The organism is Actinokineospora auranticolor, assembly GCF_002934265.1.
GTDB classification, from domain to species: Bacteria; Actinomycetota; Actinomycetes; order Mycobacteriales; family Pseudonocardiaceae; genus Actinokineospora; species Actinokineospora auranticolor.
Genome location: NZ_PTIX01000003.1, coordinates 393,224 through 419,946, shown reverse-complemented (window position 1 = coordinate 419,946; position 26,723 = coordinate 393,224). Strand labels below are relative to the sequence as shown.

Here is a 26,723-nt window from a genome sequence, read left to right as displayed (position 1 = left end):
GTCAGTTCCCGGGGAGTGCGGCGCGCTGCTTGAGGGGCTCCCACCAGGAGCGGTTGTCGCGGTACCAGTCGATGGTGCCCGCCAGACCGTCCTCGAAGGACACCCGGGGACGGTACCCGAGTTCGGTCGAGATCTTGGTGATGTCGACCGAGTACCGCCTGTCGTGCGCCTTCCGGTCCTCAACCGGCCGCACGAACGACTCGTCGGTGCCGGTCGCCTTGAGCAGCAGGTCGGTCAGCTCGCGGTTGTTCAGCTCGGTGCCGCCGCCGATGTTGTAGATCTCGCCGGGGCGGCCGCCGTCGGCGACCAGCTGGATGCCGTGGCAGTGGTCGTCGACGTGCAGCCAGTCGCGCACGTTGAGGCCGTCGCCGTAGAGCGGGATCTGCTTGCCGTCCAGCAGGTTCGTGGTGAACAGCGGGATGACCTTCTCCGGGAACTGGTACGGCCCGTAGTTGTTCGAGCACCGGGTGATGGACACGTGCAGGCCGTGGGTGCGGTGGAACGAGCGGGCCAGCAGGTCGGAGGACGCCTTGGAGGCCGAGTACGGCGAGTTCGGCTCGAGGATGTGGTCCTCGGTCCAGGAACCCTCGTCGATCGAGCCGTACACCTCGTCGGTCGAGACGTGCACGAACCGGCCCACGCCCGCGTCGACCGCGGCCTGCAGCAGCACCTGGGTGCCGAGCACGTTGGTGAGCACGAAGTCCGCCGCGCCCAGGATGGAGCGGTCCACGTGGGACTCGGCGGCGAAGTGCACCACCAGGTCCACCCCGGCCATGGTGGTCCGGACCAACTCGGCGTCGCAGATGTCGCCCTCGACGAACCGCAGGCGCGCGCTGTCGGCGACGGGGTCCAGGTTGGCCCGGTTGCCCGCGTAGGTGAGCTTGTCGAACACCACCACTTCGGCGTCGGCGAGCGCGGGGTAGGCCCCGCTCAGCGCCTGCCGCACGTAATGGGACCCGATGAAGCCCGCCCCGCCCGTCACCAACACCCGCATGAGGTCCCACCCGTTCCTTGGCTCGCCCGTGTGCTCGCGCCCGGTCTCGCGACCGAGTCTCCCACGCCGCCGGGAAAATTCGCGGCGCCCGGGAGTAAACGTCGGACCCCGGCGGCCCGTGTTACCAGTGTCGGCAGATCACCGGTTCGGGTCACCGTGTGCCGACGCTGACAGCGGAGACCACGAGGACCTGGGTAATCTGGACGGCACAGGTCGGGACCGGGGAGGACGTGCGTGGACGTGCGTGCGCACGAGGGGATCGACGGCGCTTCGGGGAGTGGCTTACCGGTGACGCGCCGGCATTCGCCGTTCCTGCGGGCGACGGGTGTCGTGGCCCGGTCGCTGGTGGCCCTGCTGTCGCTGGCGGTGGTCGCGGCGTCCGGCTGGGCCTGGGTGGCCTTCGGCGACGTCGACGCCAACACCGTCACCACCGACGTGATCGACGACCGGACGTCCGACGGCGGGTCCGCCGGGGCGAACGGGCCGACCCTCGACGGGGCGCTGAACATCCTGCTGGTCGGCCTGGACAGCCGCACCGACTCGCACGGCAACCCGCTGCCCAAGGAAGTCCTGGCCATGCTCAACGCCGGGAAGTCCGACGGCGAGCGCAACACCGACACCATGATCCTGGTGCACATCCCGGCGGGCGGGCGCCGCGCGGTGGCGTTCTCCTTCCCCCGCGACTCCTGGGTCGACGTCGGTGAGGGCTTCGGCAAGCACAAGCTCAACTCCGCCTTCATCTACGCCTACACCGACGCGCGCCGCACGCTGAGCGCGCAGGGCGTCACCGACCCGAAGGTGCTGGAGGAGAAGGCCACGGTCATCGGCCGCAAGAACCTCATCTCGACGATCGAGCGGCTGGCGGGCGGCGGCCTGCACATCGACCGCTACGCCGAGGTGAACCTGGCGAGCTTCTACGAGGTCACCAACGCCGTCGGCGGGGTCGAGGTCTGCCTGAAGAACCCGGTCGACGAGTGGCGCTCCGGCGCCCGGTTCCCGGCGGGCCGCCAGGTCATCTCCGGGGCGGCGGCGCTGTCGTTCGTGCGGCAGCGCTACGAGCTGCCCAACAGCGACTTCGACCGGATCGTGCGCCAGCAGGTGTTCCTCGGGGCGCTGGCCGACAAGGTGCTGTCCGCGGACATGCTGACCAACCCGAGCCGGGCGAAAGCGCTGGTCAACGCGGTGCAGAACTCCGTGGTGCTGTCCTCGAACTGGAACCTGACCCTGTTCGCGGCCCAGATGCAGAGCCTGAGCAGCGGCAACATCGAGTTCCGCACGATCCCGACGCTCGGCGAGGCCAAGATCGGCGGCGCGGACGTGGTCAAGGTCGACCCGGAGGCGATCTCGGCGGCCATCACCCAGACCATCGCCGAGGCGGACGGCACCGCGGGCAAGCCGACCGGCACGAACGCGCCCGACGGCGGGGTGCGCTCGCCGACCGCGACCGCCAAGCCGGGCGGCGGCGTCACGGTCGAGGTGCGCAACGGCTCGAACACCCGCGGTCTGGCCACCACGGTCCTCGACCGGCTGGCGGGCGCGGGCTTCACCCGGGGCCCGGTCGGCGACGCGTCGGTGCAGCAGAGCTCGGTGATCCGCTACCCGGCCGGTGAGCTGACCACCGCGAAGGCGGTGGCGGAGTCGCTGGTCAAGGACGTCTTCACCTTCGCCGAGGACCGCACGCTCGACGCCAAGCACGTGCGGGTGGTGCTGGGCACGTCCTTCGCCAAGGCGGCGAACCAGCTCGACGCCAAGCCGCTGGTCGGGGTGTCCTCGCCGAGCACCACCACGACGGCGGCCCCGCCCTCGTCGTCCGGCTCGTCCACTCCGGCACCCCCGACCGCCAGCATCGAGGCGGGGAAGCTGAACTGCGTCAACTGACGCCGGTTCACTACGGTGGGTGGGTGAGCATCACCAAAGCCCTCTTCGCCCGTTCCACACCGGCGCAGCCGCTGGTGACCCACTACGACGACGCGGCGGGCACGCGGGTCGAGCTGTCGGCGGCGACGCTGGCCAACTGGGCGGCGAAGACCGCGAACTGGCTGGTCGAGGAGCACGACGTGGCGCCGGGCACCCCGGTCGCGGTGCGACTGCCCGCGCACTGGCAGACCGCGGGCATCCTGCTGGGCGCGTGGTGGGCGGGCGCGCACGTCGTGGCCGACGGCGAGGCGGCCGTGACGTTCGTCGCTCCCGGGGAGACCGCGGCGGGGGTGGTGGCGGCGGTGTCGCTGGACCCGATGGGGCGCGACCTCGGCGGGTCGTCCGGGAGTGTGACCGACTTCGTCGGCGAGGCCCGGATGTTCGGCGACGACTTCTTCGGTTCGACCGTGCCGGGGTCGAGCCCGGCGCTGGGCGGGCTGACGGTGGACGAGGTGCTGGCGTCGGGGGACCTGGCGCCCGGGACGCGGCTGCTGTCGACCCTGGCGTGGACCGTGCCGGACGGGGTGCTGGCGGCCCTGGTCGCGCCGCTGGCGGCGGGCGGGTCGGTGGTGCAGGTGAGCAACCCGGACCCGGCGCGGCTGGACCGGCACCGGTCGACCGAGCGCACGACCGCCGACCGGCTGGCCGGGTGATGCGCGACTTCCGCGGCCGCGTCGCCGCGGTCACCGGTGCCGCGTCGGGCATCGGCCGGGCACTGGCGCTGGCCCTGCACGACGCGGGCGCGCGGGTCGCGGCGTCCGATGTGGACCCGGCGGGGCTGGCCGGGCTGCCGTCGGGGGTGCGCGCCTACGAGCTCGACGTCGCCGACCGCGACGCGGTGTACGCCCACGCGGCCCGGGTCGCCGAGGACTTCGGGCGGGTGGACCTGGTGGTCAACAACGCCGGTGTCGCGCTGAAGGGCACCGTGCGGCAGATGAGCGACGCGGACCTGCGCTGGGTGATGGACATCGACTTCTGGGGCGTGGTCCACGGTTCGCGCGCGTTCCTGCCGCACCTGGTGGCCGCGCGGGGGCACCTGGTCAACGTGTCCAGTGTGTTCGGTCTGATCGGCGTGCCGACCCAGAGCGCCTACAACGCCGCGAAGTTCGCGGTGCGCGGGTTCACCGAGGCGCTGCGGCAGGAGATGCGCGTCGAGGGGACGGGTGTGGGTGTGACGTGCGTGCACCCGGGCGGCATCAAGACGAACATCGCGCGCAACGCCCGCACGTCGGACCCGGCCGAGGTCGCGGACTTCGGCCGGTCGCTGGACAAGGTCGCGCTGACGAGCCCGCGCAAGGCCGCCCTGGCGATCATGGAGGGCGTGCGCCGGGACAAGGCGCGGGTGCTGATCGGCCCGGACGCCCGGGTCATCGATGCCCTGCCCCGGTTGTTCGGATCCCTGTACCAGCCGCTGATCCGGCCGCTGGTCCGCCGCATGTCCCGGTGACCCGCGGTGGTGGATCGCCCGCTCGGGCGAGGCGATCCACCCGGTCAGGGGTCAGCCCATCGTGCGCTGGCCGTCGATGGACTCGCGGATGATGTCCGCGTGCCCCGAGTGCTGCGAGGTCTCGGCGATGAGGTGCAGCACGACCCGGCGGATGGAGCGGGTGCCGCCCGGCTCGAACCAGGGGGCGACGGGCAGCGGCCAGATCTTGTCGAGGTCGGCGGTGCGCACGAACTCGTCGGTCCGCTTGCCGACCTCCTCGTACCTGGCGAGGAAGTCCTCGATCTTCTCGCCCGGGTTCATCCGGTGCTCGTCTTCCCAGTCGCCCACCTCGCTCATCATGAGGTCGGGGCCACCCATCATGAACCGGTACCAGGCCGACTCGGTGGCGGTGACGTGCTTGATGAGCCCACCCACGCTCAACGCGCTGACGGTCGACTTCTGCCCCGCCTGCTCGTCGGTGAGCCCCCGGGCGGTGAAGCGGAGGAAGCCCCGGTGCGCGGCGAGGGTCTGGAGCAGGTCGGCCCGCTCCTGGTCGACGTCGGCGGGGGCCGGGGTGGCCGAGATGTCGAGGGGCGAGGAGTTGGTCTCGGCGCTGGTCACGGTGTGTCCTTCGGTTCGTAGGGCGGTTTTCGCTGTTGAGGACACTCTAGGACCGGTTGCGGACAACTTCGGTCCGCAATGGTGATCTCCAGAAAGAAACACGCACCGCGTCACCCGGGTTACGCGCTGTGGTCCCGGGGCGATGATCAGAGCGTGCGGGACAACAGGATGGGTTCGGTCGGCAAGGCGGTGCAGGCGGGCACGATCCACGGCGGGGTGCACCTCAACGGGGCGTCGCGCGACCTCACGCTGCCGTGCTGGTTCGGCCCGATCCCGCCGCCCGCCAAGGGTTTCCAGCGGCGGGGGCAGGCGCCCGGGCCCGGTGAGTGCGTGGTCCTGTGCGGCATGGGCGGGCTGGGCAAGACCCAGCTGGCCGCCGAGTACGCCCGCGCAGGCGCGGAGGTCGTCGCGTGGATCACCGCCGCTTCCCGCGACGACGTGGTCTCCGGCCTGGTCGGCTTGGCCGCCCAGCTGAGCGGGGTGACCGAGGACCCCGACCGCGCAGTGGCCTGGGTCCTGAGCTGGCTGGCCACCACCGACACCCCGTGGCTCCTCGTCTTCGACGACGTGTGGGACACCCTGGACGGCCTGTGGCCGACGCTGTCGCCCGCCGGTCGCATGGTGGTCACCACCCGCCGCCAGGACGCCGCCGCCCACGTCGACGGCCGCCGGTTGGTGGCCATGGGGTTGTTCACCCCGGCCCAGTCCCAGGCGTGCCTTGCCGGCTACCACGCGGACCGCCCACACCTCGTCGACGGCGCGGAAGAGCTGGCGGTGGAACTAGGTCACCTGCCGCTGGCGATCGGTCAGGCGGGCGCCTACATGGCAGACCGCAGGCTGAGCTGCGCGCAGTACCTGGCCCGGTGGCGCACCCGCGAACTGGAGACCCTGTCCGGGACGGAGACCGACCGCACAGTCGCCGTCACATGGTCATTGTCCGTCGAACGGGCCGTCGAGCTGGAACCAGCCGCCGGACCGCTACTACGACTCGCCGCCCTGCTGGACCCCAACGGCATCCCACTGTCCGTCCTGACCTCACCCCCGGTTCTGAACCACCTCACCGCAGGCACAACCGAAGAGGACGCCTGGGACGCACTGGCCTGCCTGGACCGCCTGTCCCTCATCACCCTCGACGAACGCTCGGACACCGCCACCGTCCGAGTCCACGCCCTGGTCCAACGCGCCACGCGCGAACGCCTCTCCGACACCGAATTGGCCGCCACGGCCCAGGTCGCCGCCGACGCGCTCCTGGCCGCCTGGCCGCGAATCGAACTCGACGCTCGCCTCGGCGCGGCACTGCGCGCGAACACCGCCGCCCTGGCCACCACAGCGCGCGCTCACCTCCAGCAGCCGGACATCCACGTGGTCCTTATCCGCGCCGGCAACAACTTGGGCGAGATCGGCCAAGTCGCGCGGGCGTTCACCTACTTCACCCACCTCCACGCGGCAATGACCCAACTCAGCCCGGACTCCCACGGCGTCCTAGTCATCCGCCACAACCTGGCCTACTGGCGCGCGCAGACCGGGGACGCCGCCGGAGCGTTCGCCGACCTGGAAACCCTGCTACCCGAACAGATCCGCCTCCTCGGTCGCGACCACCCCGACGCCCTCACCACCCGCCACAACCTCGCCCAATGGCGCGGGAGGACCGGAGACGCGGCCGGAGCACTGGCCGACTACGAGGCGCTACTCCCCGACCGGACCCGAGTCCTCGGCCCCGATCACCGCGACACCCTCCTCACCCGGTACGGCATCGCTTACTGGCGCGGGAAAACCGGTGACCCCACCGGCGCGCTCGCCGACCACGAAGTCCTCCTCGCCGACCGGATCCGAGTCCTCGGCCCAGACCACCCCGACACCCTGGCCACCCGCCACAGCATCGCGTACTGGCTCGGGGAATCCGGGGACGCGGCCGGAGCACTGGCCGAGTACGAGACCTTGCTCCCCGACAAGATCCGGGTCATGGGCCCCGAACACCCCGACACGCTCCTCACCCGCCACAACCTCGCCCAGCGGCGCGGGATAGCGGGCGACAGAGCAGGAACCCGCGCCGAACTCGAAGCGGTCCTAGACGCCCGATCACGAGTCCTCGGCCCGGACCACCCGGACACCCTCCTGACCCGCCAGGAACTCGCCCACTGGCAACGCGAAACCAAGTAGCGGGTCACACGACCCGGCACCCACGCGATGATCGAGGCATGCGGTCCAACAGCATGGGCAGAGCGGACAAGGCACTGCAAGCAGGCACCATCAACGGCGACGTGTACCTCGAAGGCGCGTCCCGCGAACTCACCCTGCCCTGCTGGTTCGGCCAGGTTCCCCCACTGGCCAAGGGCTTCCAAAAGCGCGGACTCAACGTCGAACCGGGCGAGTGCGTGGTCCTGTGCGGCATGGGCGGACTGGGCAAGACCCAACTGGCCGCCGACTACGCCGAGCAGGCCCGGGGAAAAGCGGAGGTCATCGCCTGGATCACCGCCGCGTCCCGCGACGACGTGGTCTCCGGCCTGGTCGGCCTGGCCGCTCAGCTGAGCGGGGTCACCGAGACCCCCGACCGCGCCCTGACCTGGGTCCTGAGCTGGCTCGCCACGACCACGACCCCCTGGCTACTCATCTTCGATGACGTCTGGGATCCCTTGGACGATCTGTGGCCGAGGATGTCCCCCGCCAGCCGCATGGTGGTCACCACCCGCCGCGAAGAGACCGCGGCCCACGTCGAAGGCCGACGCCTGGTTCCGATCGACTTGTTCACGCCAGCGCAGTCCCAAGCCTGCCTGTCCGGCTACCTCGCGGACCGACCACACCTGCTGCCGGGAGCCGAGCAACTCGTGGAAACCCTGGGCCACCTGCCGCTGGCCATCGGCCAAGCAGGCGCCTTCATGGCAGACCGCCGCCTGAGCTGCGAGAAGTACCTGACCCGCTGGCACGACCGCAGCCGAACCCTGAAAACCCTGTTCAGGCCGGAGACCAATCGGGCAGTAGCCGTCACCTGGTCACTGTCCATCGAGCGGGCGAACGAGCTGGAGCCAACCGGCGTCGCCGAGCCGATGCTGCAACTCACCGCGATGCTCGACCCCAACGGCATTCCGCTGTCGGTGCTGACCTCAAACCCGGCGCTCAAGCACCTGTCCACGGAAGCAGGCAACCCCGTCACCAAAGACGACGCCTGGGACGCGCTGGCCTGCCTGGCCCGCCTCTCCCTCATCACCTTCGACGAACAGTCGGAAGCCACCGCGGTCCGAGTCCACGCCCTGGTCCAACGTGCCACCCGAGAACAGGTCTCCGAGACCGAACAAGCCGTCCTGGCCCACATCGCCGCCGACGCCCTGCTGGCCACCTGGCCGGAGATCGAACTGGACGCGTCCCTGGGTACGGCACTACGGGCGAACACCGCCGCACTGGCCATCGCCGCGGGCACAACGCTGTGGAAACCGGCAGTCCATCCGGTGCTTTTCCGAGCAGGGAACAACTTGGGCCAGATCGGCCAGGTAGCGAGTGCGCGTGACTACTTCGAAGCCCTGCACGAGTCCGCGACCCGTCACCTCGGACCCGACCACCCCGACACGCTCATTACCCGGCACGACCTCGCCTACTGGCACATCCAGGCAGGCGATGCCGGCAGAGCACTCGCCGAACTCGACAACCTCCTACCCGACCTGATCCGCGTCCTCGGACCCGACCACCCTAAAACCCTTAGTACCCGGCACAACCTCGCCTACGCGTACAGCAGAAGTGGTGACACCACGCGAGCGCTCACCGAACTCGACAACCTCCTACCCGACCTGGTCCGCATCCTCGGACCCGACCACCTGGGCACCCTCGCCACCCGACACAGCCTCGCCCAATGGCACGCGCAAACCGGAGACGCGGCCACAGCAGTCACCAAACTCGAAAGCATCCTCCTGGACGTAGTCCGCGTCCTCGGACCCGACCACCCGCACACCCTCACCGCCCGACACAACCTCGCTTACTCGCGCGGAGAAGGCGGAGACATGGCTACAGCGGTCACCGAACTCGAGGCCGTTCTCGCCGACCGGATCCGCGTCCTCGGACCCGACCACCCAAGCACCCTCACCACCCGGCACAACCTCGCCTACGCGTGCGGCAAGAGCGGAGACACCGCCCGGGCCCTCACCGAACTCGAAAGCCTCCTGCCTGACCGGACCCGCGTCCTCGGACCCGACCATCCCAACACCGTCAGCACCCGACGCGGCATCGCCTATTTGCAGCGCAAAGGGCGGCCGGATCAAGGATCCGACCGCCCTTCAGACCGCGAGTGACTAGCCGCGCAGCAGGGAACGAGCCATGACCAGCCGCTGGATCTGGTTGGTGCCCTCATAAATCTGGGTGATCTTCGCGTCGCGCATCATGCGCTCCACCGGGAAGTCGCGGGTGTAGCCCGCGCCGCCGAACAACTGGACCGCGTCGGTGGTGACCTCCATGGCCGTGTCCGACGCGAAGGTCTTGGCGGCGCTGGAGGCGAAGGAGCCGTCCGGGGCGCCGCGTTCCACCTTGGCGGCGGCGGCGTAGACCAGGTGGCGGGCGGCTTCGACCTTGGTGGCCATGTCGGCGAGCATGAACTGGATGCCCTGGAACTCGGCGATGGCCTTGCCGAACTGCTTGCGCTCCTTGACGTACGCCACTGCCGCGTCGAGGGCGCCCTGGGCGATGCCGAGCGCCTGGGCGCCGATGGAGTGGCGGGTGTGGTCGAGGGTGCGCAGCGCGAGCCGCAGGCCCTGGCCGGGCTGGCCAATGATCCGGTCCTCGGGGATCGTGCAGTTCTCGAAGTGGATCTCGCGGGTCGGGGAGCCCTTGATGCCGAGCTTGCGCTCCTTCGAGCCCACCACGAAACCCGGGTCGTCCTTGTGCACCATGAACGCCGAGATGCCGTCGACGGGCTTGGCCGCCTCCGGGTTCGACACCGCCATGACCGTGTACCAGCTCGACTCGCCCGCGTTGGTGATCCAGCACTTGGTGCCGTTGAGCACCCAGTGGTCGCCGTCTTGGCGGGCGCGGGTGCGCATGGACGCGGTGTCGGAGCCCGCCTCGCGCTCGGACAGCGCGTACGAGGCCATCTCGCCCGCGGCGATCTGCGACAGCACCTGCTTCTTCAGCTCTTCCGAGCCGCCCAGGATGAGGTTCATGGTGCCGAGCTTGTTGACCGCGGGGATCAGCGACGACGAGGCGCAGACCCGGGCGACCTCCTCGATGACGATGTTGGTCGCCACCGAGTCCGCGCCCTGGCCGTCGTAGGCCTCGGCGATGTGCGGCGCGGCGAAACCGGCCTTGTTCAGCGCGGCCAGCGCCTCGGCCGGGAAGCGCTCCTGCTCGTCGACCTCGGTCGCGTGCGGCGCGATCTCCTTCTCGGCGAGGTCGCGCACGGCCTCGCGCAGCGCGTCGTGCTCGTCGCCGAGCTGGTAGAGCCCGTAGCCGTCCACGTCCTACCTCCAAGTAGCAGCAGCATCCGGACCGATGTTAGCGCGCGTTCACATCGGTGTCCTTCCCCGCCGCCGCGCTCACTCGACGATGCCGCTGAGCAGCAGGTACAGGAACACGGTGACGGTGGTGACCACCCCGCTGACCAGGAACGTCCCCACCACCCGGTACGCCGGTGTCCGGCCCGGCCGGACCATCGCCCCCTGCCACAGCGCCATCAGCCCGCCCATCAGCAGGCCGATCGGGTTCACCACGAGGAAGAACCAGGTCAGCTGGGCGGGGAACGGGGTGAGCACGGTGATGGCCAGCCACGCGACCAGGAACCACCCGGCGGTGACACCGGCGGTCATCGGGGTCCACCAGGTGTCCGGGACGCTCTTCGAGCTGGACAACCCGGCCGCGACCGTCAGCAGCACCACCACCGCCCAGCCGCTGTAGAGGAACACCTCCCCGGACACCGGCACCGGGTCGCCGGAGACCCGCGGCCGGGGCACCGCCCACACCGCCAGGACCAGCCCGAGCAGGGCGAGCACCTGCACCCCCGGCAGCACAGCCCGCAGGGTGAGGCCGCCGTCCCGCACGATGCGCACGCTCACTGGACTGCTTCCGGGATGACGCCGCTGAGCAGCAGGTAGGCGAGGACGGTGAGGGTCGACACCGGGACGGTGACCAGCAGCGTCCCCAGGACCCGGAGCACGGGGTGGCCGCCCGGCCGCAGCAACGCCCACTGCCACAGCCCCACCAGCGCGGCCGACCCCGCCGCGAACGGGTTCAGCACCAAGGCGACCACGACGAGCACGGACTCGTCGAGGTCGTGGTTGTACATACCCGCGGCCGCCCACAGGAGCCCGAACCACGCGAGCGCCGCGCCCGAGGTCATCCGCGTCCGCCACCCGACGGGCACGGGTCCCGGTCCGGCGAACCAGGCGACCACCGCCACCAGGACCGCGATCGACCAACCGAGGTAGAAGAACCGGCTCCCGGGCAGCAGGGCGTGGTCGTCCAGGTCATCCGGCCAGGGTTTCGACCACATCAGCAGTTCGAGCCCGAGCAGCGCGAGCAGGAACGCCCCGGGCAACGCGGCCCGGAGGGTGAGGCCGGAGCGCGCGCCCACGGCGGAGCCCGCGAGGCCCTCAGTCACCGCGAGCCATCATCATGAACATGAAGACCGCGACATTGGTGAGCACGCCGACGGCCACCAGCGTCCCGATCGCCTGCGCCCACCGCCACCGCCCCGGCCGCACCAGCGTCCACTGCCACAGCGCCAGGACCACGGCCATGAACCACCCGACCGGGTGCAGCGCGACGACGATGCGGAACCACGGGTCGCCGGGCGGGGACAGCGGCAGCACGGCGAGCAGGCCGAGCACGAACCACCCGGCCGCCACGCCCCAGGTCATCGGCTGCCACCAGCTGTCCGGCACCGAGCGCTGGTCGGCGAACCACACGATGGCCGCCGCGGCGACCGCGAGCCCCCACCCGATGGAGAAGAACACCTCCGGCGGCAGGATTCCGCCCCACGCCACGTAACACAGCACGAGCAGCACCACGAGCAGCGCGCCGGGCAACGAGGCGCGCACGGTCAACAAAGGTCCAGGGCGCCAAACAGTGGGTGCGCTCATCACAGAACTCCCGGCGGACGCGGCAAACCCGGCACCCACCCAGTCGTCGCGGGAGCCGCTTCGGTTACGCCGCAGCGCCTTTCCGCCACGCACTTCCACGGTCGAGCACAGCCACGACCCGGTCGATGCGCACATCGCCGGATGCGCGCTCCGGAACACCGGACGCCTACCCGAGCGCTTTCGCCGACCAACCCGAGGTTGAGCGGGAACCCCGCGGTCGAGTGCCGCGTGGCCGCGGCCCGCGCGTCCCGATCTGGAGGCCGCGCCCCGGGTTCCGCCCGAAGGTCGAGTTACCGAACCAACCACAGCGGCGGGTCGACCGCGCTCGACTCCTTGAGCGCCTCGACCTCCGCCGCCGCGAAACCCCGGTTCAGCAGCAGCTCCGCCATCCGGCGCACGGACAGGAAGTCCGCTTCCCGGTCCCGCGCCGCGCGCACCTCACTCTCGACGGCCGCGCGCAGGTCGCCCGGCACCCCGACCCGCCTCTCCGCCGCCTTCACCCGCTCGCGCGCCAACTCGTCGCGGCCGCTGATCGCCGCCACGACCCGCTGCGCCTCGTCGAGGCTCGCCGCCGCGCGCAGCGGCTCGACGAACAGGTTGTCGTCGACCAGGGCTTCCGCCGGAACCCGGTACCGCGCCGGACTCCGGTCCGTGAGCGGTACGAGGTCGCCCGCGTCGCGGATCTCCACGGTCCCCCGCACACCCCGGACCGCGGCGGCGAACAGTCCCGTCACCTCCGAGGGGTGCCAGCGGAAGATCGGCCGGAAGCCCGCCACCCGCTCCGCGTCGAGGTCGGCGAGCCGCGTGCCGCCCAGCCTCGCGCACCGGTCGAGTACCTGTTCCTCGACCAGTTCACCGTCCAGCCCCGGCCCGCAGACCTGGGCGTCGAACGGCAGTCCGGACAGCTCGCAGGCCGTCAACGCCAGCGCGTCCGCCAGCGGGCTGCGCAGCCCGGATTCGTCTCCGCGCGCCACCAGGTCCCCGCCGACGTCGACGAGCGTGACGCGCCCGGCGCCGACCTGCCGGGCGACGGCCCGGAGCTGGCGGGCCAGGCCCGGGGCGCCGTGGAGCGGGTCCAGCAGGAAGAAGCGGGCGGGCAGTTCGGCGGCCAAGCGCGGGATCGTCGAGCGGGCTGGGGGACGCGCGGTCGTGGCGCCGACGATCTCGTGGCAGTCCGCGGCGGGTGTGCGGAGTCCGGTGAAGTCGGTGACACCGCGTGGGCCTGGGACGGGGTCGTAGATGACCCGGTCCCAAGAAAACGTGGCGACACAGGGTGCCTCCCCGGCCGCGACCATGGCCGCCGCGATGGCGTCCCCGCCCCCGCCCGCGGCCACGATGAGGGTGCGCACGGGGTCAGGCTACGTCCGGGCGGGGTCAGCCGGACGCCGCTGATCCGGGTCATGATTTGCTGTCGACGTGACCGAGTCAGCCCTGCGTACCCGGCCGTCTTGGGTCGCGTTGTTGTTCTTCCCCGTGGTGGGTCTGATCGCGGGCGTAGTGGGGTGGCGGCTCGGGTGGCACCTGGGCGTCGACAACGCCGTCTACCGCTCGGGTGCGGTCGCGCTGCTGCACGGCGAACCGCTCTACGACCACATGGCGCTGAGCGCCGAGCCGTCGTGGGCGCGGTTGCCGTTCACCTACCCGCCCACCGCCGCACTGCTGTTCGTGCCGCTCGCGCTCGTCCCGACGCAGATCGCGTGGGCGCTGCTGGGCGCGGTATCGATGCTGCTGATGACGTGGGTCATCAAGGTCTGCGTCGAGAACCTGCCGAACCGGCCCGAGTGGCTCACGCCGGTCAAGACGGCCACCGTGCTGGGGATCGTGCTGCTGGGGCTGGAACCGGTGTGGCGGACGGTCTTCCTGGGGCAGATCAACCTGGTGCTGATGGCCATGGTGGTGCTCGACGTGCTGGTCGTCGGCGCGCGCGGGAGCCGGTTCGGCGGGGTGCTGATCGGGGTCGCGGCGGCGGTGAAGCTGACCCCGCTGATCTTCGTCGGGCACCTGCTGGTCACCGGCAGGCGCGCGGACGCGGCCCGCGCGTTCGCCACGTTCCTGCTGCTCCAGGGCCTGATGTACGTGCTGATCCGGCACGACGTGACCCAGTTCTGGGGTGCCGCGGTACAGGACCCGCAGCGGATCGGGCCGATCTACTGGGCGGGCAACCAGTCGCTCAACGGGCTGGTGCTGCGGCTGACCGACAACGCCGACTGGTCGATGCGCGTGGTCGCGCCGATCGCGCTGGCGCTGGCCGTGCCGTGCGTGCTGTGGGTGCGGCGGCTGCACCGCGCCGGTGAGCCGGTGCCCGCGCTGCTGGTCACCGCGTTCCTCGGGCTGCTGGCCAGCCCGGTGTCGTGGTCGCACCACTGGGTGTGGGCGGTGCCGCTGGTCGTCTACCTGCTGTCGCGGCTGCCGTCCGAGCTGCCCGAGCGGGGCCGCGCGCGGTGGGTCGCGCTGGCGCCGGTGGGGGCGGTGGTGCTGGTCTTCGCCAGTTGCGTGCTGCTCGCGATGCGCAACGGCAAGGCCGTGGAGTTCGAGTGGACGCCGCTCGAGTACGTGATCGGCAGCGCCTACCTCTTGGTGCCCGTGGTGGCCGCGGCGATCCTGCTGGTCAGACGGCGCCGGGCCAGTCGGTAGAGTCCTCGCCTCGTGGACGAACGCACCGGTTTCCCCAAGGTCGGGATGGTCGGCGGCGGCCAGTTGGCGCGCATGACGCACCAGGCCGCGGTCGCCATCGGCCAGTCACTGCACGTGCTCGCGGTCACCGCCGACGAGCCCGCCCCCCTGGTGTCACCGAACGTCACCCTCGGGCACCACACCGACCTCGGCGCGCTGCGCGGGTTCGCGGCGGGGGTCGACGTGCTGACGTTCGACCACGAGCACGTGCCCACCGAGCACCTGCGCGCCCTGGTCGCCGACGGGGTGAAGGTCCACCCGGGGCCGGACGCGCTCGTGCACGCCCAGGACAAGCTCGTCATGCGCCGCAAGCTGGCCGCGCTCGGGCTGCCGATCCCCGAGTTCGCCGAGGTCACCGACGTCTCGGACGTGGTGAAGTTCGGTGACGCCGTCGGCTGGCCGTGCGTGCTCAAGGCGGCGCGCGGCGGCTACGACGGCCGGGGCGTGTGGATGCTGGACTCGGCCGCCGAGGCTTCCTCGCTGGTGCCCGAGCTGCTGGCGGCGGGCACGCCGCTGCTGGTCGAGCAGCGGGTCGCGATGCGCCGGGAGCTGGCGGCACTGGTCGCCCGGTCGCCGTTCGGGCAGGGCGCGAGCTGGCCGGTCGTGGAGACCGTGCAGGTGGACGGGATCTGCGTCGAGGTGCTGGCGCCCGCGCCGGGCCTGTCGGAGGACCGCGCGCGGTCCGCGCAGGACCTGGCGCTGCGGGTCGCCGACGAGCTGGGCGTGGTCGGGGTGCTGGCCGTGGAGCTGTTCGAGACCGACGCGGGCGTGGTCGTCAACGAGTTCGCGATGCGCCCGCACAACTCGGGGCACTGGACCATCGAGGGGGCGCTGACCTCGCAGTTCGAGCAGCACCTGCGGGCCGTGCTGGACTACCCGCTCGGCGCGACCGACCAGGTGGCGCCCGCGGTCGTCATGGCCAACGTGCTGGGCGCGGCCGAGACCCCGTCGATGGGCGTCGACGAGCGGCTGCACCACCTGTTCGCCCGGTACCCGGACGCGCGCGCGCACTTCTACGGCAAGCGGGAGCGGCCCGGGCGGAAGGTCGGGCACGTCACGTTCCTGGGTGCGGAGATGACCGGGGTCCGCGCCCGCGCCACACTGGCGGCGCACTGGCTGTCCACCGCCACCTGGCAAGACGGCTACGAGATCCACTAAGAGGAGTGCGTTACCGGTGACCGCAGCACCCACCCCGACCGTCGGCCTGATCATGGGCAGCGACTCCGACTGGCCGGTCATGCGCCTGGCCGCCGAGGCCATGGCCGAGTTCGACGTGCCGCACGAGGTCGCCGTGGTCTCCGCCCACCGCACCCCCCACCGCATGCTCAGCTACGCGGAGACCGCCGCCGACCGCGGCCTGCGCGTGATCATCGCCGGTGCGGGCGGGGCCGCGCACCTGCCGGGCATGGTCGCCTCGGCCACGACCCTGCCGGTGATCGGCGTGCCGGTACCGCTGAAGTACCTGGACGGCATGGACTCGCTGCTGTCGATCGTGCAGATGCCCGCCGGGATCCCGGTGGCCACCGTCTCTGTCGGCGGAGCCCGCAACGCGGGCCTCCTGGCCGTCCGCATCCTCGCCGCCTTCGACGACGACCTCCGCAAGCGGGTCGCCGACTTCCAGAAGGCGCTGGAGACGATGGTCCTGGAGAAGGACGCCGCCCTGCGCGCTTCCCTCGACTGATACCGACAGTCCCACGCCGGGCCAGGCGTGGGACTGTTCAGTCAGGCCGCGTGCTCCCGCAGCCAGCCGAGAGCCGCGACACCGAGTTGGTTGCCGCACGGGCCACGTCGTCCGTGGACAGCGGCGCCGTGACGGTCACGGCGGTCCCGTCGGGGAAGCGCCCGAACACGCTGACCTTCGGGTCGCCAGGATCTTCGCCCGTGTCGATGTAGAGCGTGGTGTCGGTCAGGGTGTCGCACCCGGGAGCACCCGACCGACCCGCGGGTGGTCGAGCTCGCGCACCGCCTCAGGCGCGGCTGACCTCGTGCACCAGCCGCAGGGCGGCGGGTTCGGTGGTGGGGAGGGGTTCGACTCGGATTTCCGGGGGTGCGCAGCGGCCCAGGTCGGTGTCGATGGCCAGGCGGTCGGCGATGAGGGTGTGGGCGTCGGCGGTGCGGCCCGCGAGGCGGGGCTCCCGCTCCGCCAGCACGACCGCCACCGACGAGCCCAGGACGGCCACGCTCTCGCCGCCGTCGAACACCGACCGCAGGACGTCGCCGACCAGCATCATCGCCATGAGGCGGGGCCAGCCGACCACGCCGGACAGGTCGAGGGTGACCACCAGCAGCACGTACCGGTCCGACGGGCAGACGCCGTCGCGCCTGCCGCGGGCGTAGACCTCGCCGAGGCGGACCCGCAGGTAGTCGGCGGTGGCCTGGCCGGACAGCGGGTCGGTCGGTTCCGGCGCGTACTGGCGGCCCAACGCGGCGTCGGCCCAGGCGACGGCGGTGGCGCGCAGCAGCGCGGGCGGGGTGGCGTCGGGGTCGGCGGCCGCCCGGGTACCCGAGGGGGCCTCCAGCACCGCGCACAGCGCCGCCAGGTCGGCCAGTGCCTCCTCCAGCCCGACCCCCGCGTACGCCCGGGCCCTGGCCAGGTCGCGCAGCGCGCCGACCAGGTCCCCGCCGGTCACCACGGCCGCGCACACGTCGTCGACCTCGGGCACGCCCCAGTCGCTGGGGAAGCGCCACCCACCGGTCAGGCTGACCGTGCGCCAGCGGGACCGCAGGCTGCGCATCGACCAGTCAGCACCGTCGCGGCTCATGTCCACTCCCGCACGGCGCCACCGCGACCCCGCTTCTCGTACGACCACAGCCTCGGTTCCCTTCGCCGGTTCCACAGGTGCAGACGCCCCCGGGTTGCGGTTGTGACGCGGATCGGGTGAATTCCGGGTGCGGGCGCAACCCGACGGGCATCCCTCCCCCGCGTGAGGGGTAGGTGACGCGCGGGTGAGCATCCGTCACACTAGGTCGCGGCACAGGTGTCGGCGCTTGAGGGGAGCACGGTGACGACGGTTCCGGCCGAGGCCGACGGTCCCAGCGACGGCGACCTCATCGACGCGGTGCGAGCGGGCACGGTCGCGGCGTACGGCTCGCTCTACGAGCGCCACGTCGGTGCCGCGCGCAACCTGGCCCGCCAGCTGGCCCGCTCCCAGGCCGAGGCCGACGACCTGGTGTCCGAGGCGTTCGCGAAGGTCCTGGAGACCCTCAAGCAGGGCCGCGGCCCGGACGCGGCCTTCCGCGCGTACCTGCTCACCGCGCTGCGGCACACCGCCTACGACAAGACCCGCCGGGACCGCAAGGTCGAGTACTCCGACGACGTGTCCCAGGTCAGCGGCATCAACCAGGACGCGGTCAGCGTCCCGTTCTCCGACACCGCGGTGGCCGGGCTGGAGCGGTCGCTGGCCGCGCAGGCCTTCGCCAAGCTGCCCGAGCGCTGGCAGGCGGTGCTCTGGCACACCGAGATCGAGGGCCAGTCGCCCGCCGAGGTGGCGCCGCTGCTGGGCCTGAGCCCCAACGGCGTGTCCGCGCTGGCCTACCGGGCCCGGGAGGGCCTCAAGCAGGCGTACCTGCAGGTGCACCTCGCGCAGAGCGACGACGAGCGCTGCCGGGCCACGGCCGACCGGCTCGGCGCGTGGGTGCGCGGCGGGCTGTCCAAGCGGGAGACCGCGCAGGTGGAGGCGCACCTCGACGAGTGTGAGCGGTGCCGCGCGCTGGCCGCGGAGCTGGCGGACGTCAACAGCGGGCTGCGGCTGTTCATCGCGCCGCTGGTGCTGGGTCCGCTGGCGGCGGCCGGGTACCTGGCCGCGGCGGGCAAGGCGGCGGTCGGGGTCGCTGCGGGGTCGGCGGCCGTGGCCGGTGCGACGGCCGCGGTGGCGGGCGGCGCGGCGGCGGGCTCGTCCGGCGGCGGGGCGGGCGGCGTGATCAGCGTGCTCACCAGCGTGCCCCGGCAGCTCATCGGCGTGGCGGCGTCCGGCGTGGCGCTGGTGACGGCGGTGGTCATCGGGTTCGCGGCGACGCCGTCGAACCAGGAGGTGCCCGCGGCGGAGGTCGCGAAGCCACCCGCGACCACCAGGACGCAGCCACCGCGCACCACGACGCCACCGACCACCACGCCGACGACTCCCGTGATCGTGCCGATTGAGGAACCGCCGACCAACTCAGAGCCCGACGCGGAGGAGGCCGAGGAGCCGGTTCCGACTACTACGACAACCGCACCCGCGCCGACGGCCACTACGCCTCCCGCAACCACCACTCCCCCGACCACCACTCCTCCGACGACCACTCCTCCGACGACAACACCGCCGACCACCGAGCCGCCCGAGCCCGCGCGGCTGGTGGCGCAGAGCCCGGCGGACGGCGTGTCGCTGCGCCCCGGGACGCCGACCGACGTGCCGATCACGATCCGCAACGACGGCGGCAGCGTGTCCGAGCCGGTCGTGGCGCGGCTGCCGCTGCCCACGGGCGTGCGGGCGCTGCCCGCCGGGGGCGACTCGACCGCGCGGGTGGCGTCCCTGGCCCCGGAGACCGTCCGCTGCGGCGGCGGCACCGGCACGATCACCTGCGGCACCGGCACCGGGCTGGAGCCGGGCACCTCGACGACCCTGGTGTTCCGGCTGGTCGCCGACGACGCCCGGCTGACCGCGCAGACCGTCGGCTCGCTGTCGGCGGGCGGGGAGACGATCGAGTTCACCATCAGCATCGAGGTCGTGCCGCTGACCGACGGGGTCGACGTGCGGGCCCAGGTGCAGCAGCAGGAGCGGGGCCGCGACACCCGGGTGCTGGCGTCGGCGACGAACACCGGCGAGAGCACGAAGACCGTGTCGATCACGTTCGCGGGCCGGTTGCGGCAGGTGCCGACCTCGGGCGAGATGACGTGCGTGCGCGAGCGGTCCGAGCTGACGTGCACGAGCGCGAGCCCGCTGGCGCCGGGTGAGCGCGTCGCGGTGGTGGCCACGACCGGGCGCGCGCCGGACGAGGAGGACGAGACCCGCGCGCTGTCCGGCGGCAAGCGCGAGGTCGAGATCACGGCGGTGCTCGGGACGGCGTCGGACACGACGTCGGTGCGGCTGCCGAAGAAACACCACCCGCCGTGCTGCGGTGACCATTGCTGCAAGCATTCGGGTAAACCGGATAAACCGACGGACGCGACAAAGCCGTCGTCGAAGCCGGAACCGACTTCGAAACCGCTGTTGTGCGTGGATATCTCGATCGGCGCGGGAAACGGCGACGGTTGCCGTCGGGTGATGAAGGCGACTCCCGATAGCCGGCCTACGCCATCCGGATGAACTCGGCGGATAGACTCCGCCGCCATGGCCGTTGTCGACTCCCTGTTCGCCCGCCTGCCCGCTCCGGTGCGCGCGCAGTTGATCAAGCACCGCGAGCTGCTCAAGTTCGCGGTGGTCGGCGGCATCTGCTTCGTGGTGACGAACGCGATCAACTACGCGCTCAAGCTCACGGTGCTCAACCGCAACCCGGTGACGGCCCTGATCATCGCGGTCATCATCGCGACGATCGTGTCCTACATCCTCAACCGCGAGTGGTCCTTCCGGGACCGCGGCGGGCGCGAGCGGCCGCACGAGGCGGCGCTGTTCTTCCTGATCAGCGGCATCGGGGTGGGGCTCAACGCGCTGCCGCTGTACGTGTCGCGGTACTTCCTGCACCTGCAGGTCCCGAACGTGACGCTGCTGACCCAGGAGGTGGCGGACTTCGGGTTCGGCATCATCCTGGGGACCCTGGTGGCGATGGTGTTCCGCTGGTGGGCCTTCAAGAAGTGGGTCTTCCCGGACGCCGAGGCGCGGGCCCGCGTGCGGGCCCTGCACCCGGTCCCGCCCCCGGACGAGGAACGCGCGGCCTGAGGTCGCGTTCGCCGGGGTCGAGCCCCGCGCTCGGCTGACGAGCCACCGCCACTCCGGCACGGCCGACAGGCCCGGACCGTCGCCCCGGCCGAGATCCGCTCCGCGCCACGCCCATCACGTCTCGAACCAGGGCCATCCACCGGCGGCCTTCCTCGACCGAGTGCGTCATCGCCTGGCCGCGTCCGAACGCCCGCGAGGGGTCCCCTCGACAGGGGAACCCCTAATTTCCATTCTATCGGCGTTGGAGCAGCGAGCGGAGGGCTTGATGCCAGGCTGTGGACAGCTTCGGGGCATGTGGACAAGCGCCTGATCCGGACGCAGCCAAGATCGACAACGGGCGCGGCGATCGGCGGCGGGAGAGCATCGCGGGGGAAGCCAGATGCCGGGAGACCGAGTGGGAAGGTCACGCGGGAGGCCAACTCCCGGCGACCGTCGCGCGGGAAGGCTGACACCGACAGGTCAGGCGCGAGCAGGCGCCGGAGCAGTCGACGCAGGACGACTGGCACCGGGCGAGCAACGCGGGAACGGCCGGGCAACCGGGCGGGAGGGCCAGCGCTGGCAGATGCGTGCAGGCCGGCGTCGTGAGGTCAGCGCGGGAAGGCTGAGGCTCGCCAGGCGCCGGGGCCGTGGGGTAGCGGTCGGCGGGTCGCGGCGGCTCGGTCGGACCAGGCGCTGGGGGGTTGCGGGGTCGGGTCAGCGGGTTGGGCTGCCGGGGCGGCGGCGATCACGGCGGCGAGGGCGGCCAGTTCGGCCGGGTCCGGGGTGCCCTTGACCACGCGGAGCAGGGGGCGGGGCTCGGGCGTGGGTTCGCTAGCGGCGGGATCGTCGGGCACCGGTACTCCCTTGATTTCGATCTTGGGCGGCCGTCGGCCCCCCGGTTTCCATTTTAGTCGCGGGCACCGACCGGAACGAAGATCGAATTCGGGGCCTGTGGACAACCTGCGAACAATGGGGAACCCGGGGGTGGAATGGCCCCCGGGAACACCCGTCAGAGCGGGATGTTGCCGTGCTTCTTCGGGGGCAGGGATTCGCGCTTGTCGCGCAGCAGGCGCAAGGCGCGGGCGATGTGGCCGCGGGTGTGGGACGGCGGGATGACCGAGTCCACGTAACCGCGTTCGGCCGCCAAATAGGGGTTGAGGAGGGTGTCCTCGTATTCCCGGTCCAGTTTCGCGCGCAGGGCGTCCACGTCCTCCCCCGCGTCCAGCGCCGCCTTGAGGGTGCGGCGGTGCAGGATGTTCGAGGCCCCAGACGCCCCCATGACGGCGATCTGCGCGGTCGGCCAGGCCAGGTTGATGTCCGCGCCGAGGTGCTTGGAGCCCATCACGTCGTAGGCGCCGCCGTAGGCCTTGCGGGTGATCACGGTGACCAGCGGGACCGTGGCCTCCGCGTAGGCGTAGATCAGCTTCGCGCCGTGCCGGATGATGCCGCCGAACTCCTGGTCGGTGCCCGGCAGGAACCCCGGCACGTCGACGAAGGTCAGCACCGGCACGTTGAACGCGTCGCAGGTGCGGACGAAGCGGGCGGCCTTCTCGGACGCGTCGATGTCGAGGCAGCCCGCGAACTGGGTCGGCTGGTTGGCGACGACCCCGACGCTGCGGCCCTCGACCCGGCCGAAGCCGACGACGATGTTGGGCGCGAACAGGGGGTGCACCTCGAGGAACTCGCCGTCGTCGAGGACGCGGTTGATGACCTCGTGGATGTCGTAGGGCTGGTTGGCCGAGTCCGGGACCAGCGTGTCGAGTTCGCGGTCGGCGTCGGTCAGGTTGTCGACCAGGCCGCCGTCGTCGGCGTAGCCGGGGAACACCGGCGGGTCGGACAGGTTGTTCGACGGCAGGTACGACAGCAGTTCCTTGACGTACCCGATCGCGTCTTCCTCGTCGGCGCCCATGTAGTGCGCGACGCCGGACTTGGTGTTGTGCGTGCGCGCGCCGCCCAACTCCTCCAGCGTCACCTCCTCGCCGGTCACCGTCTTCACCACGTCCGGGCCGGTGATGAACATCTGCGAGGTCTGGTCGACCATGACGATGAAGTCGGTCAGCGCGGGCGAGTACACGTGCCCGCCCGCGTTCGCGCCCATGATCAGCGAGATCTGCGGGACCACGCCGGAGGCCAGGGTGTTGCGGCGGAAGATCTCGCCGTAGAGGCCGAGGGAGACCACGCCCTCCTGGATCCGCGCGCCGCCGCCCTCGTTGATGCCGACCAGCGGGCGGCCGGTCTTGAGCGCCAGGTCCATCATCTTGACGATCTTCTCGCCGTAGACCTGGCCGAGCGAGCCGCCGAAGACGGTCACGTCCTGGCTGAACACGCACACCGGGCGGCCGTCGACGGTGCCGTGGCCGGTGACCACGCCGTCGCCGTACGGGCGGTTCTTCTCGAGGCCGAAGTCGGTCGAGCGGTGCCGGGCCAGCTCGTCGAGTTCGACGAAGGAGCCGGGGTCGAGCAGCAGGTCGATGCGCTCGCGGGCGGTGTGCTTGCCCTTGGCGTGCTGCTTCTCCACGGCGCGCGCCGAGCCCGCGTGCACGGCCTCGTCGTAGCGCGCGTAGAGGTCGGCGAGCTTTCCCGCGGTTGTGCGCAGGTCCGGCTCGGCATCCGACGGTGACCCGATGGGCTCGGTCGCGCTGCTCATGGCTTCGGAGCCTAGCGACCCGCCTGTTACCCCGGGTCCGAGGCGTAGACCACACCGGGCCGGGCTTGACCTCCAGCGCGCTGGAGGTCCCAGGCTGGCACCCGCCGCCCCCGGACCGGGCCGTTCCGCTCCGACCGGTCGGGTCCGGGGGCCGGCTCTACCCTTGACCCATGGCAGCTCTCGACGTCGAGGCCCTGCGGTCCGCGCTCTCCGGCACCTACACCGCTGTCGACGTGGTCCCCTCCACCGGATCGACCAACGCCGACCTGGTCGCCGCCGCGGCGGCGAACGCGCCGGACCGCACCGTGCTGCTCGCCGAGGAGCAGACCGCGGGCCGCGGTCGCCGGGCGCGCAGCTGGGTGTCGCCACCGGCCACCGGCCTCTACCTCAGCGTCCTGCTCCGGCCGACGGGCGTGCCGACGGCCAGGTTCGGCGCGTTGTCGCTGGTCGCCGGGGTCGCCCTGGTGCGCACGGCCCGGCACCTCGGGGTGTCCGCCGCGTTGAAGTGGCCCAACGACCTGCTCGCCGGTCCCGAGCTGGCCAAGTGCGCGGGCGTGCTGGCCGAGGCGACCGCCGACGAGCACCCGGCCGTGGTGGTCGGCATCGGCCTCAACGTGGCGCCCCTGCCCGACGGCGTCCCGGTCGGCCCCGGCGGGCTGCCGCCGACGTCGCTGGCCCAGCAGGGCGGCACCGACGACCGCACCACCGTCGCCATCGCGCTGCTGCGCGCCTTCGACGAGGCCGAGCGGTCCTGGCGCGGCGCCCGGGGCGACCTGGCCACGTCCGGCCTGCTCACGCACTACCGCGACGCCTGCGCCACGCTCGGCCAACGGGTCCGGGTGGAACTGCCCGACGGCGCGCACCTGCAGGGCCTGGCCACCGACCTGGACGCCGACGGGCAACTGGTCATCGACGTCGCGGGTACCGCCAGGACGGTGTCGGCCGGTGACGTGGTGCACGTGCGCCCCGGTTCATGACCCGACGACCGGACCAATCCGCGAACCGCGCCGCCCGGACGGGGTTCCGGCGAGTACGGTAACCGCGTCGGCAATGATGATCTGGAGCCCGCCGGATCCTTGGAGGAGCAGTGGCCTACCCCGACGACGTGCTCAGTGAAGGCGAGCAGGTCGTGCTGCACAAGCACCCGCACTGGAAGATGCTGCTGCTGCCCTACGTGATCCTGCTGGTCGCCATCGGCGGCGGCATCACGCTCGGCGTGCTGGCCCAGGACCTGTCGTGGGCGAACATCGCGTACATCATCATCGGCGCGGTCGCCCTGGTGATCGTCATCTGGGGTTTCCTCGCGCCGTTCGTGCGGTGGCGCACCACCCACTTCATCGTCACCACCGACCGCGTGATGTTCCGGATGGGCGTGGTCAAGCGCACCGGCATCGACATCCCGCTGGCCCGGATCAGCAGCGTGCGCTTCGAGCACGGCCTGATCGACCGGATCGTCGGCTGCGGCACGCTGATCATCGAGTCCAGCTCGCAGGAGCCGCTGGAGTTCGACGACATCCCGAACGTGGAGAAGGTGCACACCCTGCTCTACCGGGAGGTCAACGACAACCCGAACGACGACTTCCACCGCCCCGAGCCGCGCGGCGGCCACGACCGCACCCGCGAGTTCCCCGACCAGGGCTACCAGGGACGGCGCTAGGCGTGGGGGCGCGCGAGGTCGGCCTGCCCGCGCGGGCGCGGACCGACGGGCTGCCCGAGCGGGTCACCATCTGGGAGGTCGGCGCCCGCGACGGGCTGCAGAACGAGTCGGCGGTCGTGCCGGTCGAGGTGAAGCTGGAGTTCCTGGACCGGTTGGCGGCGGCCGGGTTGGGCGTGCTGGAGGCCACCAGCTTCGTGCACCCGAAGTGGGTGCCGCAGCTGGCCGACGCCGAGGACCTGCTGGCCCGGCTGACGCGCGCCGAGGGTGTTTCGTACCCGGTGCTGGTGCCCAACGAACGCGGGCTGGACCGGGCGCTGGCCGCCGGGGTGCGGCACATCGCGGTCTTCGGCAGCGCCACCGAGTCCTTCGCCAAGCGCAACCTCAACCGCACGCTGGACGAGCAGTTCGCGATGTTCGAGCCGGTCGTCGCCCGGGCCCGGGCCGAGGGGCTCGACGTGCGCGCGTACGTGTCGATGTGCTTCGGCGACCAGTGGGAGGGGCCGGTGCCGCCCGCCCAGGTGGCCGCGGTCGGTCGGCGGCTGATGGAGATGGGCTGCTCGCAGCTCTCCCTGGGCGACACCATCGGCGTGGCCACGCCGGGCCTGGTCGAGTCGGTGATCGGCGCGGTGAACGCGGCCGGGGTGCCGACGTCCCGGGTGGCGGTCCACTTCCACGACACCTACGGGCAGGCGTTGTCCAACACCCTCGCCGCCCTGCGCCTGGGCGTGACGACGGTCGACTCGTCGGCGGGCGGCCTCGGCGGCTGCCCGTACGCGGAGTCCGCGACGGGCAACCTGGCCACCGAGGACCTGGTCTGGATGCTCGACGGCCTGGGCGTCGAAACCGGCGTCGACCTGGACAAGCTGGCCGACACCAGCGCGTGGATGGCCGAACGCCTCGGCCGCCCCAGCCCGTCAAGGGTGGTCCGCGCCCTCAGGGGGTAACCCAGGGCCGCCCCCGCTCGTTTGTCTCTTGTGGACCGCTCCTCGTCCACACCGGCTCCACGTGGGACCCGAGGACTTTTCCCGGTTTTCACCCACCTGGCCGGGAACCGGTGTCGGGGGTGGCGCGTCCAACGCGCACCCATGTCCGACGTCTCGTGTCCGGCAGTCGAAGAACAGCAGCTGTAGAGCAGCAGCGGAGGAACCGTTGGCCGACCACCGAGCCCAGGTCGAGGACCTCCTCGCCGACTACCGCCGCGGGCGCGACCAGCTGGCCGAGGTGCACCGCGCGCTGGCCGCGATCAACGAGTCGGCGACCAGCCCGTGCGGGCTCGTCACGGCCACCGTGTCGGCGCAGGGTGGGCTCACCGGGCTGCACCTGCGCGACGACGCGTACCGGGTGTACCGGCCCGCCGAACTGGCCGCGGTGATCGTGCGCACGACGACCGCAGCGGACGCGCTCGCCGCACGGGCCGCCGGGCACGCCGTGGCGCCGGTCCTGCCGTCGGGCACCGACCCGGAGGCGCTGTTGCGCGGCACGGCCGACTTGGCGCCCGTCGACCTGGTGCCGCCGCGGCCGCCGGTCGAAGAGGAGAGCTTCGAGAACGTGAAGTGGCTGGAGTCGGGGAGGTCGTGATGGATCGCTTCACCGCCGACACCGCGCGCCTGGCCGAGCGGGCTGGCCGGTTCGACGGGTTGGCCGAGCGGGTGGGCGCGGTCCACCGCGACCTGGCCGACCGGCTGGCCGCCGCCGGGTCCTGCTGGGGCGGTGACGAGATCGGCCAGGCGTTCGCGGCGACGCACGTGCGCGCCGCCGACGCGACGCTGGCCGAGGTCGGCGCGCTGCCCGCGAAGCTCGACGACGTCGGCACCCGCCTGCGCGACACCGCCCGCGCGTACGCGGATACCGAGACCACCAACACCCGCGCCTTGGGTTCCGTCGACGTCTAGGGGAGGC

At 71.9% G+C, this 26,723-nt stretch carries 25 protein-coding genes; 15 read left to right on the top strand and 10 right to left on the bottom strand.

The window, feature by feature from the left end; translation table 11 throughout:
* Position 1: 1 nt before the first annotated feature.
* Positions 2-994: a dTDP-glucose 4,6-dehydratase gene (gene rfbB, locus CLV40_RS08075; RefSeq protein ID WP_104478196.1), complete on the bottom strand. Its 993-nt coding sequence runs from the start codon at positions 992-994 to the stop codon at positions 2-4.
* Positions 995-1,282: 288 nt separating this feature from the next.
* Here rfbB and CLV40_RS08070 point away from each other — a divergent pair, with 288 nt between their 5' ends.
* The 3 genes from CLV40_RS08070 to CLV40_RS08060 are packed head-to-tail and all read left to right on the top strand — an operon-like array spanning position 1,283 to position 4,358.
* Positions 1,283-2,872 (top strand): LCP family protein, encoded by a 1,590-nt coding sequence (locus CLV40_RS08070; RefSeq protein ID WP_104478195.1) that lies wholly within the window; start codon positions 1,283-1,285, stop codon positions 2,870-2,872.
* Between the two features lie 23 nt (positions 2,873-2,895).
* Positions 2,896-3,564 carry a TIGR03089 family protein gene (locus tag CLV40_RS08065; protein ID WP_104478194.1) on the top strand — a complete coding sequence of 223 codons (669 nt, stop codon included), beginning with the start codon at positions 2,896-2,898 and terminating at the stop codon, positions 3,562-3,564.
* Positions 3,564-4,358: an SDR family NAD(P)-dependent oxidoreductase gene (locus CLV40_RS08060; RefSeq protein WP_104478331.1), complete on the top strand. Its 795-nt coding sequence runs from the start codon at positions 3,564-3,566 to the stop codon at positions 4,356-4,358. Before CLV40_RS08065 ends, CLV40_RS08060 begins: the two co-directional genes overlap by 1 nt.
* A gap of 51 nt (positions 4,359-4,409) precedes the next feature.
* Here CLV40_RS08060 and CLV40_RS08055 read toward each other — a convergent pair whose 3' ends face one another.
* Positions 4,410-4,958, bottom strand: a complete 549-nt coding sequence (locus tag CLV40_RS08055) for a DinB family protein (RefSeq protein WP_104478193.1) — start codon at positions 4,956-4,958, stop codon at positions 4,410-4,412.
* Between the two features lie 153 nt (positions 4,959-5,111).
* On the opposite strand from CLV40_RS08055, the gene fxsT reads away from it, so the two are divergent.
* A complete protein-coding gene (gene fxsT, locus CLV40_RS08050) occupies positions 5,112-7,118 on the top strand; it encodes an FxSxx-COOH system tetratricopeptide repeat protein (RefSeq protein ID WP_245931161.1) in 2,007 nt (668 codons plus the stop codon).
* Positions 7,119-7,156: 38 nt separating this feature from the next.
* Positions 7,157-9,235: a tetratricopeptide repeat protein gene (locus CLV40_RS08045; protein ID WP_104478191.1), complete on the top strand. Its 2,079-nt coding sequence runs from the start codon at positions 7,157-7,159 to the stop codon at positions 9,233-9,235.
* On the opposite strand, the gene CLV40_RS08040 is transcribed toward CLV40_RS08045, so the two are convergent.
* From CLV40_RS08040 to CLV40_RS08020, 5 genes are all read right to left on the bottom strand, one after another.
* Positions 9,236-10,393: an acyl-CoA dehydrogenase family protein gene (locus CLV40_RS08040; protein ID WP_104478190.1), complete on the bottom strand. Its 1,158-nt coding sequence runs from the start codon at positions 10,391-10,393 to the stop codon at positions 9,236-9,238. It abuts the gene before it with no gap.
* 78 nt (positions 10,394-10,471) lie between these two features.
* Positions 10,472-10,987, bottom strand: coding sequence for a hypothetical protein (locus CLV40_RS08035; RefSeq protein ID WP_104478189.1), 516 nt, complete (start codon positions 10,985-10,987; stop codon positions 10,472-10,474).
* Positions 10,984-11,532, bottom strand: coding sequence for a hypothetical protein (locus tag CLV40_RS08030; protein ID WP_104478188.1), 549 nt, complete (start codon positions 11,530-11,532; stop codon positions 10,984-10,986). The genes CLV40_RS08035 and CLV40_RS08030 overlap by 4 nt, the downstream gene beginning before the upstream one ends.
* Positions 11,525-11,971, bottom strand: a complete 447-nt coding sequence (locus CLV40_RS08025) for a hypothetical protein (RefSeq protein ID WP_146107965.1) — start codon at positions 11,969-11,971, stop codon at positions 11,525-11,527. Before CLV40_RS08025 ends, CLV40_RS08030 begins: the two co-directional genes overlap by 8 nt.
* A 332-nt stretch (positions 11,972-12,303) precedes the next feature.
* Positions 12,304-13,362, bottom strand: coding sequence for a DUF1152 domain-containing protein (locus CLV40_RS08020; protein ID WP_104478186.1), 1,059 nt, complete (start codon positions 13,360-13,362; stop codon positions 12,304-12,306).
* 67 nt (positions 13,363-13,429) lie between these two features.
* On the opposite strand from CLV40_RS08020, the gene CLV40_RS08015 reads away from it, so the two are divergent.
* Genes CLV40_RS08015 through purE form a run of 3 tightly spaced genes read left to right on the top strand, consistent with a single transcriptional unit; the run spans position 13,430 to position 16,367 of the window.
* Entirely contained in the window at positions 13,430-14,647 is a 1,218-nt protein-coding gene (locus tag CLV40_RS08015) for a glycosyltransferase 87 family protein (protein WP_104478185.1), read from the top strand.
* 12 nt (positions 14,648-14,659) lie between these two features.
* Positions 14,660-15,844 (top strand): 5-(carboxyamino)imidazole ribonucleotide synthase, encoded by a 1,185-nt coding sequence (locus CLV40_RS08010; protein ID WP_104478184.1) that lies wholly within the window; start codon positions 14,660-14,662, stop codon positions 15,842-15,844.
* Between the two features lie 52 nt (positions 15,845-15,896).
* Positions 15,897-16,367, top strand: coding sequence for a 5-(carboxyamino)imidazole ribonucleotide mutase (gene purE, locus CLV40_RS08005; protein WP_181043389.1), 471 nt, complete (start codon positions 15,897-15,899; stop codon positions 16,365-16,367).
* A 286-nt stretch (positions 16,368-16,653) separates the two neighbouring features.
* Here the strand turns inward: purE and CLV40_RS08000 are convergent, their stop codons facing one another.
* On the bottom strand, positions 16,654-17,448 hold the full coding sequence (locus tag CLV40_RS08000; RefSeq protein WP_104478182.1) for a GGDEF domain-containing protein: 795 nt from the start codon (positions 17,446-17,448) through the stop codon (positions 16,654-16,656).
* A 240-nt stretch (positions 17,449-17,688) separates the two neighbouring features.
* On the opposite strand from CLV40_RS08000, the gene CLV40_RS07995 reads away from it, so the two are divergent.
* Together CLV40_RS07995 and CLV40_RS07985 are read left to right on the top strand one after the other, a co-directional pair.
* Positions 17,689-19,971, top strand: coding sequence for a sigma-70 family RNA polymerase sigma factor (locus tag CLV40_RS07995; protein WP_219823926.1), 2,283 nt, complete (start codon positions 17,689-17,691; stop codon positions 19,969-19,971).
* 24 nt (positions 19,972-19,995) lie between these two features.
* The gene (locus tag CLV40_RS07985; protein ID WP_104478181.1) at positions 19,996-20,541 is read left to right on the top strand and encodes a GtrA family protein; all 546 of its coding nucleotides are present in this window, start codon (positions 19,996-19,998) and stop codon (positions 20,539-20,541) included.
* A gap of 587 nt (positions 20,542-21,128) precedes the next feature.
* On the opposite strand, the gene CLV40_RS07980 is transcribed toward CLV40_RS07985, so the two are convergent.
* Together CLV40_RS07980 and CLV40_RS07975 are read right to left on the bottom strand one after the other, a co-directional pair.
* Complete coding sequence (locus CLV40_RS07980) at positions 21,129-21,374, bottom strand: acyl-CoA carboxylase epsilon subunit (protein ID WP_104478180.1); 246 nt, start codon at positions 21,372-21,374, stop codon at positions 21,129-21,131.
* 155 nt (positions 21,375-21,529) lie between these two features.
* Positions 21,530-23,167, bottom strand: a complete 1,638-nt coding sequence (locus CLV40_RS07975; protein WP_104478179.1) for an acyl-CoA carboxylase subunit beta — start codon at positions 23,165-23,167, stop codon at positions 21,530-21,532.
* A gap of 170 nt (positions 23,168-23,337) precedes the next feature.
* On the opposite strand from CLV40_RS07975, the gene CLV40_RS07970 reads away from it, so the two are divergent.
* The 5 genes from CLV40_RS07970 (at position 23,338) to CLV40_RS07950 (ending at position 26,716) form a co-directional block, all read left to right on the top strand.
* A complete protein-coding gene (locus CLV40_RS07970; protein ID WP_104478178.1) occupies positions 23,338-24,144 on the top strand; it encodes a biotin--[acetyl-CoA-carboxylase] ligase in 807 nt (268 codons plus the stop codon).
* 110 nt (positions 24,145-24,254) lie between these two features.
* Positions 24,255-24,824 (top strand): PH domain-containing protein, encoded by a 570-nt coding sequence (locus CLV40_RS07965; RefSeq protein WP_104478177.1) that lies wholly within the window; start codon positions 24,255-24,257, stop codon positions 24,822-24,824.
* Positions 24,825-24,826: 2 nt separating this feature from the next.
* The gene (locus CLV40_RS07960) at positions 24,827-25,768 is read left to right on the top strand and encodes a hydroxymethylglutaryl-CoA lyase (RefSeq protein WP_104478176.1); all 942 of its coding nucleotides are present in this window, start codon (positions 24,827-24,829) and stop codon (positions 25,766-25,768) included.
* A 205-nt stretch (positions 25,769-25,973) separates the two neighbouring features.
* The gene (locus CLV40_RS07955) at positions 25,974-26,402 is read left to right on the top strand and encodes a YbaB/EbfC family nucleoid-associated protein (RefSeq protein ID WP_104478175.1); all 429 of its coding nucleotides are present in this window, start codon (positions 25,974-25,976) and stop codon (positions 26,400-26,402) included.
* Positions 26,402-26,716, top strand: coding sequence for a WXG100 family type VII secretion target (locus tag CLV40_RS07950; protein ID WP_104478174.1), 315 nt, complete (start codon positions 26,402-26,404; stop codon positions 26,714-26,716). Before CLV40_RS07955 ends, CLV40_RS07950 begins: the two co-directional genes overlap by 1 nt.
* Positions 26,717-26,723 lie beyond the last annotated feature (7 nt).